The 16,118-nt window shown below is 75.0% G+C and carries 13 protein-coding genes; 3 read left to right on the top strand and 10 right to left on the bottom strand.

Annotated elements, in window-relative coordinates; genetic code table 11:
• Positions 1-78 precede the first annotated feature (78 nt).
• Positions 79-948 carry a LysR family transcriptional regulator gene (locus ACFXI4_RS30270; RefSeq protein WP_384996908.1) on the top strand — a complete coding sequence of 290 codons (870 nt, stop codon included), beginning with the start codon at positions 79-81 and terminating at the stop codon, positions 946-948.
• Between the two features lie 14 nt (positions 949-962).
• On the opposite strand, the gene ACFXI4_RS30265 is transcribed toward ACFXI4_RS30270, so the two are convergent.
• From ACFXI4_RS30265 to ACFXI4_RS30245, 5 genes are all read right to left on the bottom strand, one after another.
• Positions 963-1,427, bottom strand: coding sequence for a DUF5709 domain-containing protein (locus ACFXI4_RS30265; protein ID WP_362725527.1), 465 nt, complete (start codon positions 1,425-1,427; stop codon positions 963-965).
• Positions 1,424-2,455 (bottom strand): helix-turn-helix domain-containing protein, encoded by a 1,032-nt coding sequence (locus tag ACFXI4_RS30260; protein ID WP_384996906.1) that lies wholly within the window; start codon positions 2,453-2,455, stop codon positions 1,424-1,426. The genes ACFXI4_RS30265 and ACFXI4_RS30260 overlap by 4 nt, the downstream gene beginning before the upstream one ends.
• Entirely contained in the window at positions 2,449-3,513 is a 1,065-nt protein-coding gene (locus ACFXI4_RS30255; RefSeq protein WP_384996904.1) for a helix-turn-helix domain-containing protein, read from the bottom strand. The genes ACFXI4_RS30260 and ACFXI4_RS30255 overlap by 7 nt, the downstream gene beginning before the upstream one ends.
• Before the next feature lie 73 nt (positions 3,514-3,586).
• Positions 3,587-4,552 carry an alpha/beta hydrolase gene (locus tag ACFXI4_RS30250; protein ID WP_384996902.1) on the bottom strand — a complete coding sequence of 322 codons (966 nt, stop codon included), beginning with the start codon at positions 4,550-4,552 and terminating at the stop codon, positions 3,587-3,589.
• 32 nt (positions 4,553-4,584) lie between these two features.
• Complete coding sequence (locus tag ACFXI4_RS30245) at positions 4,585-7,563, bottom strand: AAA family ATPase (RefSeq protein ID WP_384996900.1); 2,979 nt, start codon at positions 7,561-7,563, stop codon at positions 4,585-4,587.
• A gap of 225 nt (positions 7,564-7,788) precedes the next feature.
• Here ACFXI4_RS30245 and ACFXI4_RS30240 point away from each other — a divergent pair, with 225 nt between their 5' ends.
• A complete protein-coding gene (locus ACFXI4_RS30240) occupies positions 7,789-10,563 on the top strand; it encodes an AAA family ATPase (RefSeq protein ID WP_384996898.1) in 2,775 nt (924 codons plus the stop codon).
• Between the two features lie 139 nt (positions 10,564-10,702).
• A complete protein-coding gene (locus ACFXI4_RS30235; RefSeq protein ID WP_384996896.1) occupies positions 10,703-13,066 on the top strand; it encodes a SpoIIE family protein phosphatase in 2,364 nt (787 codons plus the stop codon).
• A gap of 65 nt (positions 13,067-13,131) precedes the next feature.
• On the opposite strand, the gene ACFXI4_RS30230 is transcribed toward ACFXI4_RS30235, so the two are convergent.
• The 5 genes from ACFXI4_RS30230 to ACFXI4_RS30210 form a co-directional block, all read right to left on the bottom strand.
• Positions 13,132-13,707, bottom strand: coding sequence for a TetR-like C-terminal domain-containing protein (locus tag ACFXI4_RS30230; RefSeq protein ID WP_384996894.1), 576 nt, complete (start codon positions 13,705-13,707; stop codon positions 13,132-13,134).
• 179 nt (positions 13,708-13,886) lie between these two features.
• Positions 13,887-14,030, bottom strand: coding sequence for a hypothetical protein (locus tag ACFXI4_RS30225; protein WP_384996892.1), 144 nt, complete (start codon positions 14,028-14,030; stop codon positions 13,887-13,889).
• A complete protein-coding gene (locus tag ACFXI4_RS30220) occupies positions 14,027-14,185 on the bottom strand; it encodes a hypothetical protein (protein ID WP_384996890.1) in 159 nt (52 codons plus the stop codon). Before ACFXI4_RS30220 ends, ACFXI4_RS30225 begins: the two co-directional genes overlap by 4 nt.
• Entirely contained in the window at positions 14,182-14,547 is a 366-nt protein-coding gene (locus ACFXI4_RS30215; RefSeq protein ID WP_384996888.1) for a hypothetical protein, read from the bottom strand. Before ACFXI4_RS30215 ends, ACFXI4_RS30220 begins: the two co-directional genes overlap by 4 nt.
• A gap of 72 nt (positions 14,548-14,619) precedes the next feature.
• Positions 14,620-15,594, bottom strand: a complete 975-nt coding sequence (locus ACFXI4_RS30210; protein WP_384996886.1) for an alpha/beta hydrolase — start codon at positions 15,592-15,594, stop codon at positions 14,620-14,622.
• Between the last annotated feature and the right edge of the window lie 524 nt (positions 15,595-16,118).

The following is a 16,118-nucleotide window of genomic DNA, read 5'->3' as shown; positions in this document are numbered from 1 at the left end:
GGCGTCGGGTGGCTGCCTAGGATGCTGTGAAGATCGCCGCCCCGCCGAGGCGGGGCACTGCGCCGGCGGGAGCGGATGATGGACCTACGGCAGATGGAAGTCGTCGTCGCGGTGGCGGACGCGGGCGGGTTCACCGCGGCGGCACGGCAGCTGCACGTGGTCCAGTCCGCGGTCTCCGGCACGGTCCGCGCACTCGAACGCGAGCTGGGCACCGCGCTGTTCACCCGGACCACCCACCGGGTCGGGCTCACCCCGGCCGGGGAGGCCTTCGTCCCGGCGGCACGGCAGGCGCTGCGCGCCGCCGAGCTGGCCCGCGAGGCGGTCGAGGCGGCCAGGGGAGAGCTGCGCGGCCGGGTGACGGTCGGCACGATGCAGGGGGTCTGGGCCAACCTGCACCTCGCGCTCGCCGCGCTGCGGGAGGAACACCCGCAGGTGGTCGTGCGGTTGCGGCAGGCCGCGGTCGTCGATCTCCGTCAGGGGCTGCGGGAGGGCACGGTGGACCTGGCGGTGGTGGCCCTGGACCGCCAGCAGCAGCGCGGTCTGGTGACCAGACTGCTGTCCCACGAGGAGATGGTCCTGGTGGCCTCGCCCCGCCGGAACCTCACCGCGAGCGGCCCCGGGGGCACGGTCGACCTGGCCGGCATCGCCGACCTGCCACAGGTGGAGTTCCCTCCCGGCTGGGCGATCCGCGACGCGGCCGACCGCGCGTTCCGGACGGCCGGCGTCGAACGCGCCACGACCTTCGAGGTCAACGACATCGTGGCCGCGTCCGAACTGGTCCGCAACGACCTCGGCGTCTGCATCATGCCGCCGACCATCGCCCACCGCTTCCCGGACCTGACCATCTACCGTTTCGGCCGCCACGCGCCGAGCTGGAAGGTGATGGTGGTACGCCCGCCCGGCGAGCCTTCGGCAGCGGTCGCCGCACTGCTGCGGCACATGACCTGAACCGACGGCGCCGGTCAGTAGGTGTCGGCGTCGGGGATCACGTGCATCGCGGCCTCCTCCGCCGACGCCCCGGCGCCGTCCAGGCCCCGGTCGGAGGCGAACAGGTCGGTCTCGGTGTTCTCGTGGGCGCCCTCGTCCGGTGCGACCAGCCGTCCGGCGCGGCCGTCGCCGACCTCGTCGTCGAGGAGTTCGCCGTCCGTGTCCCAGGTGTCGCCGAGGTCGTCGCCCTCCAGGGCGGCGATGTCCGGGACCTCCTCGGCGAGCCGCTCGTCGAGGGTCTCACCGCGCTGCCCCTCCGCCGCCGTGACGCCCGTGTGCTCCACGGCCCAGGGCCGCTCCGGCGGCGAGTAGCCCTCGTCCAGGGCCTCCTCTCCGGCCCGGTAGTCCAGGGTGTCGGACGCGTCCAGCACACCGGCGTCGTCCTGCACCTCCGAACCGTCCGGCTGGTAGACGTCGTCACCCATCGCCTCGTCGGTCATACGTGCTCCATCGTCACTCGGGCCGTCAGTTCGATCCGGCCGTCACCGGAAAGAGTAGGAGGTCCCGGCCGCGGCCCGTGGACGTTCTCGGCGGCCGTCCGCCGCCACTGCGCCGGTGACAGGCCGTACGCCGCCCGGAAGGCCCGGCTGAAGTGGGAGGGGCTGGTGAAGCCCCAGCGGGCGGCCACCGCGGCGATGGACCGGTGCGCCGACCCGGGCCGGGCGAGCTCCTCGCGGGCCGCCTCCAGCCGCCGGGTCCGCAGCCAGGCGCCGACGGTGGTGCCGTGGCGCTGGAAGAGGAGGTGCAGATAGCGCAGCGAGATGGCGTGCTGGTCGGCGAGGTCCCGCGGGGTGAGTCCGCTCTCGCCCAGCCGGGCCGCCGCCGACGCGGTGATCCGCTCCCACAGGGCGGGCTCCGGCTCCCGGCCGGCCTGGTCGAGGGCCACGGTGGCCAGGATCTCCGCGGCGGTGCGGGCCAGTTGCTCGCGCCGGGCCGGTCCGGCCCGGCCGACCTCGTCGACGAGTCCGTCCAGGAGCGGCAGCAGCAGGGCCGCCGCGCCCCCTTCGGCCTCGTCCACCACCGTGGCCGTCAGCGCGTGCAGGTGCCGTTCCTCCAGGCGCAGCAGGGCGCGGGGCACCATGAGGATCCGCGCCCGCTGGCGCTCGGGGAGCACGATCCGGAACGGGCGCCGCGCGTCGTGGAAGGCCAGGCGGCCGGGGCGGAGTTCGGCGGTGCGGCCGTCCTGGAGCAGCAGCGCGGTGCCGGCCAGCTGGCGGCGGACCAGGATGTGCCCGCGCGGGTCGGCGGCCACCGCGCGGGCACTGCGCAGGACGGTCCCGGGGCCGGACTCCTCGGTGGCGATCTGGAGGGCGCCCAGGCGCTGGGCGGTGAGCTCGCCCGTCCAGGGGCGGCCCTGGTCCACCGTGACCTCCAGGTCGACGAAGGTCTCCGACAGTGCCCGCTGCCAGGCGGCGGGCCGGTCTCCGGGGGCCGGTTCCCGGAGGGCGCAGGACACCGTCGTCAGCATGGCGTCCCCTCCGCCCGCACCCGGTCCAGCCAGTCCGTCGGTGACAGTCCGAAGGTCTTGCGGAAGGCCTTGCCGAAGCCGGCTGAGCCGGTGAAGCCCCAGCGGCGGGCCACCTGGCCCAGGCTGACGGTGCCGGGCGGCCGGGCGGCGAGTTCCCTGCGGCACTCGTGCAGGCGCAGCTCGCGGATCCACCCGCACACCGTGGTGCCCTCGGACTGGAACAGCCGGTGCAGGGAGCGGACCGAGATGCCGTGCACCGCGGCGATGAGGGACGGGGTGAGTTCCGGGTCCGACAGATGCCAGCGGATGTACGTCCGCACGCGCAGCAGCAGGACGTCGTCGGCGCCCGGCAGTTCCGCGGGGTCCCCGCCCAGCTGCTCCGCGGCGGTGGCGGCCACCAGGTCGATGACGCTCCCGGCCAGCCGCTCGGCCGTCGGGGTGGCGTACGACTCGGAGGTGTCCGCCAGCCGCTCCAGCAGGGGCGCGAGCAGCGCGGGGAGCCCGCCGCGGGGGCGGACCGCGCGCCCGGTGAGCCGCCGTAGGTCGGCCTCCGGAAGCTGCAGCAGCCGGCGTGGGACCGCGAAGATCTTCAGCAGGAAGCGCTCCGGGAACGTGGTGCGGAACGGGCGTATGGTCTCGAAGAACCCGATGTCGCCGGTGCGCATCTCGGCGCTGCGGCCGTCCTGTTCGACACGGGCCCGGCCGGTGCTCTGGACGGCGACGAAGATCTGGTGCCCGTCGCCGCGGGCGATGAAGCGTGGCGCCCGGTGGACCTGGCCGGGGTCGGCCTCCACCGTGGTGATCTGCAGGTCGCCGAGCCGGTCGGTCCGCAGGGTCGCGTCGTAGGTGCCGCCCGCGGTGGCGATGTCCATCCCCACCAGGGTGTCGAACACGGCGTCGTGCCAGTAGTCCAGGCTCTCGTCCGGCGGCACCGTGCGGGTGGTCAGGATCCTGGCCCGGGCGGCCGGCGCGGCGGCCGGAAGGACCCCGGCCCCGACTCCCGCCGGGTCGGCCGGACGCCGGCGTCTCTCCTCGTGGGAGCCGATCGCGGTTGGCATGCCCTCAGCTTCGCCCGGCGGGGGGCGTCGGCGCATCAGTCGGCCGACTGGTCCTCGGCCGGTGCCGGGTACGTCAGGACAGCCGGGCCCGCAGAAAGGAACAGCCCGTCCGGATCGCGGCCCGGGCGGGCAGGCTGTCGGCGAGGGCGTGCAGGGCCACGAAGTCGTGGATCGTGCCGAGGAAGCGCACCGAGAGCGCGTCGACACCGGCCTCGGTCAGCCGGCGCGCGTACAGCTCGCCCTCGTCGCGGGCCACGTCGGCCTCCGCGGTGACCACCAGGGCCGGTGGCAGTCCCGCCAGTTGCTCGGGGCGGGCCCGCAGCGGTGCCGCGGTGGGTTCGGCGCGCCGGGCCGGGTCGGGGACGTACCGGGCCCAGTAGCCGCGCAGTGCCCGGCGGGTGAGCAGGTAGCCGGTGGCGAACTGGCGTTGCGAGGCACTGTCGCAGCGGGCGTCGGTGAGCGGGTAGTAGAGCAGCTGCGCGGCGATCCGCGGCCCGTTCCGGACCTTGGCCAGCATCGTCACGGCGGCCGCCAGGGTGGCTCCGGCGCAGTCGCCCGCCACCGCCAGCCGGCCCGCGTCCAGGCCGAGTTCACCGGCCCGGCCGGCCGCCCAGGTCAGCAGGGCGTAGCACTCCTCCAGGGCCAGCGGGTAGCGGGCCTCGGGGGTGCGGCTGTACTCGGGGACGAGCGCGCACACGCCGGCGCCGGTGACGAGATCGCTGATGAGACGGGCGTGGGTCTGGGCGTCGCCGAGCGTCCACCGGCCGCCGTGCAGGTACAGCAGGGCCGGGAGCGGGCCGGTGGCCGCCGTGGGACGGACGGTCCAGAAGCCGAGCAGCCCCGCCGGGCCGACGGGGGCCGCCTGGAAGGCCGCGTCCACGTCGAAGTCCGCGAACCGGTCGGCCTGGGTCTCGCGCAGCGCCCGCCGCGCCGTGTCCGGCGCGAGGTCGTCGAGGGCGGGCGGGGTGGCGGACGCGGTGACCAGGCGCTGCGCCGCCCGGTCCAGGACGACGGCGCCGCCCGCCGGTCCCGGCCGCATGGGCGCTGCTCCGTCCGGCCCGCCGGCCCCCCTCACCGGCCCTGCACGAGGTCACGCAGCTGATGGCGGCTGCTGATGCCGAGCTTGGGGTACACCTTGTAGAGGTGCGAGCCGATCGTGCGCGGGGAGAGGAAGAGCCGTTCGCCGATCTCCCGGTTGGACAGACCGCGCGCCACCAGTTGGACGATCTGCCGCTGCTGTGCCGTCAGTTCCGCCAGCGGGCCGCCCGCCTCGGGGGCGGGGGCGGCTCCGCTGGCGCGCAGTTCGCGGCCGGCGGCGGCCGCGAGGGGTCCGGCGCCCAGGCGTTCGGCGGTCTCCAGGACCGTGGTCAGCTGCCCGCGCGCCTCCAGGGTCCGGCGGCAACGGCGCAGCCAGTGCGCGTAGTTGAGGCGGACGTGGCCGCACTCCCACGGCCAGCGGTTCGCCGCGTGGTTGGCCAGGGCGAGCTGGAAGTGCTCCTCGGCCTCCTCGTCGGGGCCGAGTACGGCGGTCGCGTGGTGCAGGAGCAGCGTCATCCTGGTGCTGGGCCGGTCCCCCTGCCGGGCGCGCACCCGCTCCAGGATCGGCAGGGCCTCGGCCGGCCGGCCGGTCCGCTGGGCCGTGACGGCGAGTTCGGCGATGCTCCGGGGCGACAGGGAGGGGTGCAGCGGCGAGCCGTCCGCGGTGAACAGCTCGCGCAGCTGCCGCCAGGCGTCGTCCCAGTCGCCGCGGGCCGTGGCGGCGAGGCCGCGGGCGCGCAGCAGACGGGCGTGGGTGGCCCGGTTCTCGTCCAGGCAGACGGCGCGCCAGACGGCCGGGGTGAGTCCGGGTTCGGCGGGGAGGGTGCCACGCAGCGCCCGCAGGGTCAGCGCCTGCGTCTCCAGGTCCGCCCGCAGGCGCGGCAGGCGCAGCACCGTCGCCTCGGTCAGGGCGTCGTGGAGCACGGTTCTGGCCTCGGTGAACCGGCCGACGGCGATGAGGGTGTCCACCAGGCCGAGCACCGACCAGCCGCGCAGACCGAAGGCGCGGGTGCCGCGCAGCCGGTCGTCGGCCAGGCGGGCCTGTCCCAGGTCCAGGTCGGCCTCGTCGGCGTGGTGGGCCACCGCGGCGGCCGCCAGCCGGCCGGCCGGCGCGTCCGGCCCGCCGAGCGGTGCGCGGGGCGGCCGGCCGAGACCGCGCAGTGCACCGGTGGCGGTCTCCGGCCTGGCCACCACGGCGACCAGCGCCTCCATCGCCCGCTCCGTCCCGGGCGCGTCCAGCCGCCCGAGGGGCCCACCCGCCCCGGGACACCCCGCCTCGCCCCCGCCGGCCCGCGCTGCACCAGACCTCCCCGGCCCGTCCGGAACCCCGGCCGTCGCAGCGGACGCACCCCCGGTGATCGCCCCCTCCCGCTGCCCCGGGGGCCCACCCGCCGTGAGATCCCCCGCCGCACCCCCGTCACCCCGCCGGACACCCGGCACGTCCAGCTCACCCGGAGCACCTGTCCCATGGGAATCGGCGCCGGCCGCCCGGCGGGCCCGTTCGAGCAGTGCGGGCAGGGCCGTGCGGTGTTCGGGGAGCCCGGACTGGTCGGCGACCCCCGCGGCCAGGCCCGCCAGGGTGAGCGCGAGCGGCCGGCCGATCAGGGGGAAGTGCTCCGAGGCGGCGGCCAGCAGCTCGAAGGCCTCGCGCTGGGCGGACTCGTGGCACAGGACCGAGGCGAGGGCACCGGCCGCGACACAGACCGACTCCGGCTCGGCGGACTCGCGCAGGAGCCGGCCGTACAGCTCCCGTACCCAGCCGGGATCCCCCACCGCCTGCGCCGCCGTCAGGGCCTCGGCGAGCCGGCGCACGTGTTCCGGCCGCCGTGGGCTGAGCCGGGCCGCCTGTTCCAGGGCGCGCGCGGCCCGGACGGCGTCGCCGCCCCGCCAGGCGGAGGTCTCCAGCCCGGTGGCCACGAACGCGTCGGCTCCCACGGTGGCGGCGGCCAGGTGGCGGGCCCTGCTCTCCGGCGCGACGGCGACCTCGGCCAGGTCCCGGTGCGCCCGCTGGCGCTCGCCCGCCGGGTGCCGCAGGTACGCGGCCGACCGTGCCAGCGGATGCCGGAAGACGAGCCGGTCCTCGGCCAGCGAGACGAGTCCGGCCGCCTCCGCCGGGGCCCACACCGCGAGTTCATCGGTGTCCAGAGCGGTCATGACAGCGGCTACGGTCTCGCCGTGCCCGGCGGCCGCCGCGTAGAGCAGGGCGCGCCGCGTGCGCGCGGGAAGCGCGTCCAGCCGTACGCCGAAGACGGGCTCGGCGGGCGCGTGCCGTGCCGCTCCGGCGGGACCGGACGCGCCGCGCCCCAGTTCGGCCAGGGCCAGCGGGTTGCCCTCGGCCTCCGTAAGGATCTCCAGCCGGTGCCGGCCGGTGGGCGGTGCCGGCTGCCGGTCCAGGAGTGCGGCGGCCGACGCGTGGTCCAGCGGGCCGAGGTTCAGGGTCTCGGTGCCGGGGGGCAGGGCGGGCAGGGCGTTCTCCCGGCGGGCGGCGAGCAGTACCGTCAGCGGGCGGCCGGACAGTTGCCGGACGGCGGCGAACAGCGCCGCCACGGTGGCCCGGTCGCACAGGTCGGCGTCGTCCACGCACACCAGTACCGGCCGGCCGGCGGCGAGCCGGTCCAGCCGCGCGGTCAGCGCCGCCCGCAGCTCCTCCTCGTCCGGCCGGCCGTCTGTGCGGAGTACGGCCGGCAGCACCTGCCGGGAAGCGGCGGGCAGATCGGCCGGTTCGCCCGTGGCCGGCGCCGCCAGCAGTTGCTGCAGACAGGTCCGGGCATGCCGGGGGTCACCGGCCCAGCCCTGCGCCGCGAGCACCGGCACGCCCTCACCGGCGGCCAGTTCGCGGACGCGCCGCAGCAGGGTCGTGCGTCCGATCCCCTCCTGTCCGAGGACCAGCAGGGTCTGGGGGGCGCCGGGCTCGCGTGTCACACACCGCAGGATCCGCTCGATCTCGGCGTCCCGGCCCAGAACGGAGGCCTCGGCGGCGACAGCGGACTGCCGGGGTGACTGGACCGTCATGCACATACTCCCGTGGCGATGGACGTTCTCCCTGGCCAGAGCCATCATCGCCGAGGCCGGCCGGCCTCTCTTCTGTCACGTGACCAGTCATCCGCGGCCGCGGCCGCGCGGACCGGCGCTGGCAGGATGGCGGTATCAGGAGCCCGGCCACGCCGACGGGCTCGGACATGTCGACGGGCCCGGCCATGTCGATGCCTTCGGCGCCCTCGACGAGAAGGACCGCTCATGCACACCGGCACCGACCGTCCCGCCGATCCGGTCGTCCTCGGCCGGGCGGCCGAACTGGACCGGGTCGACCGGCTGCTCGGGGCGGTGACCGACGGCGGCCCCCAGGTGCTGGTGCTGACCGGGGAGCCGGGGGCGGGCAAGAGCACCCTCGTGGACCGGGCGGCGGAGCGGGGGCGGGCACTGGGCTTCGGCATCCTGCGGGTGCGGGGCAGCGAGGGCGAGACCGGCCTCGGTCTGTCGGGCGTGCACCAGCTGCTGCATCCGCTGCTGCCCGGCGACGGCCTGCCCGCGGCGCACCGGGAGGCCCTGGACCAGGCGTTCGGCCCGGGGGCCGCGGAGTACGAACTGAGGCTCGACCAGTTGTCGCTGTGCGTCGGTGCACTCGCGCTGATCACCTCGGCCGCGACGCACCGGCCGCTGCTTCTGCTGGTGGACGACGCCCAGTGGCTGGACCTCGGTTCGGTGGACGTGCTGGCCTTTCTCGCCCGGCGGCTGGAGGGCAGGCCCGTGGTGTTGCTGCTGGCCGCCCGCGAGGAGGGCGTACCGGCCCGGTTCGACCGGGACTTCCCGCAGGTCACCGTGGGCCCGCTGAGCCGGACGGCGGCCGGGCGGCTGCTGGACGCGCAGCCCGATCCGCCCCGCGGCAAGGCGCGCGCGGAGATCCTCCGGCAGGCGGCCGGCAATCCGCTGGCCCTGATCGAGCTGCCGCGCGCCCTGGCCCGGGGCCGTGCCGCGGGTGTCGCGGGGGGTGCCGGGGGCGCGGCCCTTCCGCTCACCGCGCGGCTGGAGAACCTGTTCGCCGCCGATCTGTCCGGCCTGCCCGCGCCCACCCGTCAGGCCCTGCTGCTGGTGGCCGCGGCGGGCACGGCGGATCTGACCGACCTCATCCGGGCCGCTCCGGAGCTGGACGTCGTCCGGGCCCTGGACCCGGCCGAGCGCGCCGGCCTGGTCCGGGTGGCGGACGGCCGGGTGCTGCCGCGGCACCCGCTGGTCCGCTCGGCCGTCTACCACGCGGCCTCGTTCCACGAGCGCAGGCAGGCCCATCTCGCCCTGGCCGCCGCGCTCACCGGGGAGCCGGACCGCCGCGCCTGGCATCTGGCCGCCGCGGCCACCGGACAGGACGCGGAGGTCGCCGACGCCCTGGCCGAGAGCGCCGAGCGGGCCCGGGGCCGGGGCGGTCACGCGGCCGCCGCCACCGCGCTGGAACGCGCCGCCGAACTGACCGCGGACCCGGAGCTGCGCGCCCGGCGGCTGCTGACGGCCGCGCAGTCGGCGATGTTCGCCGGTCACCCGCAGTGGGTCGGCGAGATGAGCGGCCGGGTCGGCGAGATGACCGGGGATCCCCGGGTGCGCGCCGAGGCCTCCCTGCTGGGCGGCTGGGCCCTTGGGGTCACGCTCCGCCACGAGGACGCGCTCGCGCTGCTGCTGGGCGTCGCCGAGGCCACCGCCGCATCGTTTCCGGCCCTGGCTCTCGGCGCCCTGAGCACGGCGGCGACGTCCGTCTACAACTCCGGCGCGCCGTACTACCGCGCCGAACTCCGCAGGATCGGCGAGCTGATCGACGGGGACGGCGATCCGGCCGGCCGCTCCTGGGCCCTGGCGGTCGTCGACCCCCATCGCGAACGGCCGCTGCTCATGGCCCACTTGACAAAGGGGTTGGCCGAGCTGGCCCGCGAGGAGAGCCTCGGGAACCTCACGGCGACGGGCGGCACGGCCTGGATCCTGGACGAGACCGAGCGGGCGGTCCGCGTCCTCGGCCGGACCATCGACGTCCTGCGCCGCGCGGGCAGCGCGGGGACGAACGCGACCGTGACCCAGGCGCTCGCCCTCGCCCTGTTCGAGAACGGTTCCTGGGCGGCGGCGGAGGAGGCCGCCCAGGAGGCGTTCTGGATGGCGACGGAGGCGGGCGCCGACAACGTGACCGTGGGCGCCCGCATCCTGCGGGCCACACTGTGCGCGCTGCGCGGCGACCCGGCGGCGGCCCGGGCCCGGGCGACGGAGGCCGTACGGGAGGTGGATCTGCGCGGGTCGCTGAGTCTCCAGGTCCGCCACCGGCACGCCCTGGGCATGGCGGCGTTCGTCGCCGGGGACCACGCCGGCGCCTACGAGCAGCTGCGCGCGGCCTTCACCCGGGACTTCCGCCCGGCGCCCGTCCACTACCACGCCTCGCTCTACTACCTGGGCGACCTGGCCGCCGCCGCGGTGCGCGCCGGGCGGACGGACGACGCGCGCACGGTGGTCGACGGCGTGGCACAGGGCCTGACGTCCGGCGCCTCCCCGCGGCTGGCCGCCGTACTCCACCGGGCCACCGCCCTGCTGACCGACACCGACGACGCCGAGCGGCACTTCCGGGCCGCCCTCGACGGCGTCGGCACCGACTGCTGGCCGTTCGAGAAGGCGCTGGCCCACCTCGACTTCGGCGAGTGGCTGCGCCGGCGCCGCCGGGGTGCCGAGGCCCGCCGGCATCTCGGTGCGGCGCTGGAGTGCTTCGAGCGGCTGGACGCCCGTCCCTGGGCCGAGCGGGCGGCGGCGGAACTGCGGGCGGCGGGCACGGCGGGGGTCACCGCCCCGGCCGGTGAACTCACCCCGCAGGAACGCCAGATCGCCGAGCTGGCCGCCCAGGGCCTGACCAACCGCGACATCGCGGCCCGGCTCTACCTCTCGCCGCGCACGGTCGGCTACCACCTGCACAAGGTCTTCCCCAAGCTGGGCATCACGGCCAGGGCGCAGCTCCGGGACGCCCTCGCCGCGGCGGCGGACACCGGCGGCTGAGAACGCCCCCCGGCAAAGTCCGTGCGGGCGATACACCGCATACCGATTCTTTACGACCTGTAAACCGACTCGGACCGTGTGCGGTTGTAGTCCGTCGTGCGGCACGGGATGCTGAATGAGCACGAGGGGAAGCGGTGCCATGGATCGTTTTCCGAATGCTCCGGATGTCGAATTCCACAGCCCCCTGGACCTGTCCAGGGCCGCGGCCGCGGTTCTGGACGCGGAGGGCCGCGTCTGCGGCTGGAGTCTGTCGGCCCAGCGTCTGCTCGGCCATCCGCCGCAGGAGGTGCTCGGCCGGCCGGCGGACCGGCTGGTGGCGGACCCGGGTCCGTGGCTGTCCGGTCTGTGCAGGGCGCACCGCCCCCGCGGCAAGGTCCTGGACCTGCGCTGCCGGGACGGGCACACCCTGCGCGCCGCCGTGACGTTCAGTCCGCTCTCGCACCAGGGTGCCGCCGCGACCGTCGTGGTGGCGGCGGAGCTGGCGGCCCTGCGCGGCTGGGAGGCCCAGCTGGCGATGCTGCAGGGACTGGCGACCGAGTCGTCCGTGGGTCTGACCGTCTACGACACCGACATGCGCGTCGTCTGGGGAAACGTCTCCACCGATCTGGAACTGGCCGGGGTGGCCCAGTACGTCGGCCGGCCGGCCGCCGACCTCTTCCCTGAGGGCGAGTTCATCTCCCGCCACCACCCTCCGGACGAGGACCAGGTGATGGAGCAGGTGCTGAAGACGGGCGAACCGGTCCTCGGCATGCACTACCGCGGGCGCGCCCCCGCCGATCCGGTGCGCGAGCACGTCTGGTCCTGCTCGTACTACCGGCTGGTGGACGCCAGGGGCGAACCGCTCGGGCTGTTCGAGGAGTCCCTGGACATCACCGACCGCTACCGTGCCCAGGAACGCCTGTCGCTGCTCGTACGGGCGGGGAAACGCATCGGCGCCTCCCTGGACGTGCGGCGCACGGCCGCGGAGCTGGCCGACGTGGCGGTGCCGCAGCTGGCCGACGAGGTCCTGGTGGACCTGCCGTCCGCGGTCATCGAGGGTCGGCAGCCTCCGACCCGCTCGGCGCCGGGGCACAGTCTGCTGCGGATGCACGGCCGTACCCCGGAGGAGTTCCGGACCAGCCCGGTCTCCTATCCGCCGTCGTCACCGCAGGCGCTGAGCCTGGCCAGCGGCCGCCCCGTCGTCGGTCCCTCCGCGCCGCCGGGCGAGGAGGGACCGGCCGGCCGGCCCTCGGACCTCTTCGTCCCGCTGCTCGCCCGCGACGCGGTCCTCGGCCTCGCCACCTTCCGGCGCGACAACAACCCCGACCCCTTCGGACCCGAGGAGCAGACGCTCGCCGTGGAACTGGCCGAGCGGGCCGCCGTCGGCATCGACAACGCCCGCCGCTACACCAGCCAGCACGTGGCCGCCCTGGTGCTCCAGCGGAGCCTGCTGCCCCGGCGGCTGCCCGAGCAGAGCGCGGTCGAGGTGGCGTACCGCTATCTGCCCGCCGACAGCCGGGTGGGGGTGGGCGGCGACTGGTTCGACCTGATCCCGCTCTCCGGTGCCAGGGTGGGGCTGACCGTCGGCGACGTGGTCGGTCACGGTGTGCACGCGGCCGCGGCCATGGGGCGGCTGCGCGCCACGGTCCGGACCCTGGCGCTGCTGGACCTGGACCCGGCGGAGCTGCTGACCCGGATGGACGGCCTGGTCGAGCTGGACCCGGAAACCGACCAGGCGGACGGACTGGGCGACGAGGCGGTCGGCGTGACCTGCCTCTACGCCATCTACGACCCGGTCGGCGGCCGCTGCGTCTGGGCCAGCGCGGGCCATCCCCCGCCGATCGTGGCCGACGCGAGCGGCTCGGTGGCCCTGTCCGCGCGAGCCCCGGGGCCACCCCTGGGGCTCGGCAGTCTGCCGTACGAGAACGTCGAGCTGAACCTGTCCGACGGCAGCGTGGTGGCGTTCTTCACCGACGGCGTGGTGGAGGACCGGCGCACCGACATCGACAGCGGGATCGACCGCCTCGCCCAGGTGCTCACCTGGCAGCGCTGCCCGCTCGAGGAACTGTGCGACCGGGCGGTGTCGACCCTGCCGCCCGGCCCCCAGGCGGACGACGCCACGCTGCTGCTGGTACGTACCCGACGGCTCGGCGCCGACCACGTGGCGGACCTGGAACTGCCGCCGGACCCGGCCGTGGTGGCGGACGCCCGCACCGACACCGAGCGCCAGCTGGAGACCTGGGGCCTGTCCGAACTGTCCTTCACCGCCGCGCTGGTGGTGAGCGAGCTGGTCACCAACAGCATCCGTTACGCGACCGGTCCCGTGATGCTGCGGCTGATCAGAGACCGCAGTCTGCTGTGCGAGGTCTCCGACAACGCGCACACGGCCCCTCACCTGCGCCGTGCCCGCCGCGACGACGAGGGCGGCCGCGGCCTGTACCTCGTCGCCCAGGTCTCCCAGCGCTGGGGCACCCGCTACACCGCGTCCGGAAAGACCATCTGGGCGGAACTGGCCCTCCCCTAGCCCTTTTCAGGCGTCGACCGCTCCTGACGCGGGGCGGGTCCGGTGGCCGGTGCGGCGTCGGCCGGCTACTCGGGCCGTGCGGCCGCCGCCGTCGTCGGCGTCGCCGCGGGGGCGGTGAACAGCGCGCGGACGGCGGAGCGCACCTGGCCTGCGACCACCTCGGGGGTGGAGGTGTCGAGCTTGCCGTCCAGGTGCAGGAACGCCAGGCCGTGGACGAGGACCCACACCGTGACGGACAGCGCGTCCGCGTCGGCGCCGGGAAAGGCGCCACGGACGACACCGCGGACGTATTCCGGAATCGCTCCGGTCGCGGCGACCCGCTCCCCGCTGGTCGGATCACAGGGCTCCGCGAACATCACCCGGAGCAGCGCCGGGCGCTCCAGCGCGAACCGGACGTAGGCGACGGCGACGGCCGCCAGTTCGTCGGAGGTCGTGGGCGAGGGATGTGCGGCGCCCGGATACTCGGCGGGTTCGCGGTAGCCCCGCGCGGCGACCGCAAAGACGAGCGCGTCGCGGTCCGCGTAGTGGCGGTAGGGAGCCGTCGGCCGGCCGAAGGGTGGCGGCGACAGGCGGAGTGGCGTGGTCGGCGGCCATGGCGGCGCTCCTCGCCACCGGCCGCGGACCGGGGTCGGGACCGGCATGTGCAGGGCGAGCGAGCCGGCCCTCCGTCCCGACGTCGAACCGGATCGTCCCGACCGGGGCGAGGGAACGCAGGTCGTCGGCCGTGCGCCTCTCCCCCACCCGGAGCCCGAGCCGTCGCGGGAGCGGTTCCGTGCCCGCCGACAGCACGTCGGTCTGGCTCAGCGTCGAGTGCCACGCGTCACCGGTCGAGGTGTACGAGGTGAGGGTCGACACCCGCCTGCCGCTCGGGTAGGCCTGCGCCGATGCCGACGTCGAGGCCGGTGACCCACTTGGGGAAGCCGTACCCGTCGCGGCCGCGCACCCGGGCCATCTCCGTGCTCACCGGCAGGGACGGCACGTACGAGTCAAGGTGTTCTTGAGTGCGGCGACGAGGTCGAAGAAGCCGAGCTTTCCGTGCCGGGCCGGCTGCACGGCGATCCCGACGGCGGCCTCGGTGCAGAAGTCCATGTCGCACACGTCGTAGCGGAAGAACGTCACCGAGACCGGCCCGGCGGCGCCGGCTCCGCGGGCAGCCGGGCACGGACCGCCCGGGAGCGGGCGAGCATCGTGATCCGGGCGGTCGGGATCCGGCAGGAGAAGTTCGGGGTGAACGTGGCGCCGACCGGTAAGTCGACCCTGGTCCTGGGCAGCCGACGGAAGAAGCCGTCACCGCTGACCCGCGGATCGCGGGCCACCTCGTCCACATCGGTGTCCATCCGGTAGCGGTCGTACAGGCCGCCCCTGGGGACCGTGACCGTCCGGCCACCCAGGTCGACCTCGACCGTTTCCTGCCGAGGGGCTGTCTCCTGCTGGGAAGCGGGCGCGGGGGGACTCCCGGATCGTATGTTGACGGTGACCACATGGACGCATCCATGGATGTGAGCGACAACGAGAACCGGCGGAGCCGCCCGCCCCGCGGAAGCGCGACCGCCTCAGCTGCCGTGCAGTGCGGTACGCAGGAAGTCGACGGCGATCCTGCGGGCGATGTTGGCGGCGCGGGTGTCGCGCAGGCTGTCCAGGAGCAGGAAGTCGTGGACCATGCCGGCCACCCGGACCGCGGTGACGTCGACGCCCGCCTCACGGAGCTTGTTGGCGTACTGCTCGCCCTCGTCGCGCAGGACGTCGGCCTCGTCGGTGATGAGGAGAGTGGCGGGCAGCCCCCGGAGCAGTTCCAAAGGCGCCCGGAGCGGGGATGCGTGCGTCTCGGAGCGCTGCGCGAGGTCGGTCGTGCAGGCGTCCCAGAACCACTTCATGCCATCGCGGGTGAGGTAGTAGCCCTCGGCGAACTGGTGGTAGGACGGGGTGTCGAAGTCGGCGTTGGTCACCGGGTAGAGCAGACACTGGGCCTTCAGGCCGATCCCGCCGCGCTCCTTGTTCATCAGCGCGAAGACCGCCGACATGCAGCCGCCGACCGACTCACCGGCGACGGCGACGCGCGAGGTGTCCAGGCCGTGCTCCGCACCATGCTCGACGACCCACTGCCCCACGGCGTAGTTCTGCTCCACCTGGGTGGGGTACTTCGCCTCCGGCGCACGGTCGTAGACCGGAAAGACACCCGCGGCGTCCGCGCCGACGGCCAGTTCACGGAAGACGCGGTCGTGGGTCCTGTCGTCACCGAAGACCCAGCCGCCGCCGTGGATGTAGAACACCACCGGCAGCGGCCCGGTCGCCCCCCTGGGCCGGATGACGCGGGTGCGGACCGTGCCCCACTCGCCGGCGTCCACGTCGACCCACTCCTCGTCGACGTCCGGACGGGGCACGCTCATGTCGCTCTGCAGCTCGGCGAGGATCGCCCGGCCCTGCTCCGGGCGGACCTCGTAGATCCGCGGACGCGGGTCGGTCGCCCGAGTCAGCTCCCTGGCGGCGGGTTCGAGGTACGGGGTGATCGGCGGTGGAAGATCGGTCACGCGCACTCACTCCACGTCTCGGGCACAGGAGTGCCCGGTCATGCGGCCTGTAGGACCGGCCGCTGCCAGTGACGGTCACCCCCTGGACAAGCCTCTCCCGCTCCATCGTTGGCGCACCCGCCACACCCCGCAACCGCCGCGCACGGGCATCCCCGGCTCCCCGGGCGGGCCAAGCGGGCAGCCGAGGACCTCCCGCGGAAGCGAAATCCTTCGGCTCGCAAATCCGCGAGAGACACAAAATTACTCGTTCCGCAAATCCGACGGAGACACACGGCCCGTTCGGCCGCAATGGTTTCGGCGAGAAAATCCAAGCTTGACAGCGCCGGGGAGTTTACTTATATTCCAGTCGACCAAGTTCCGGGCCCTTGACATTGCCGAGACTTCTTCGCGAAATGCGTGACACGCCATGGCAGCCGGCCGGCCGCCACGGATTCACACCAAGACCCCATCTATCAGGTGGCTTTGACCGTACGGTGCGGCTCTAACCGATGGAGACCCCTGTTGCCGAGAATCAATGATCCCTC

Source organism: Streptomyces sp. NPDC059224 (genome assembly GCF_042754285.1).
GTDB lineage: Bacteria > Actinomycetota > Actinomycetes > Streptomycetales > Streptomycetaceae > Streptomyces.
The sequence above is the reverse complement of the archived record's forward strand: the minus strand, read 5'-3'. Positions and strand labels throughout refer to the sequence as shown.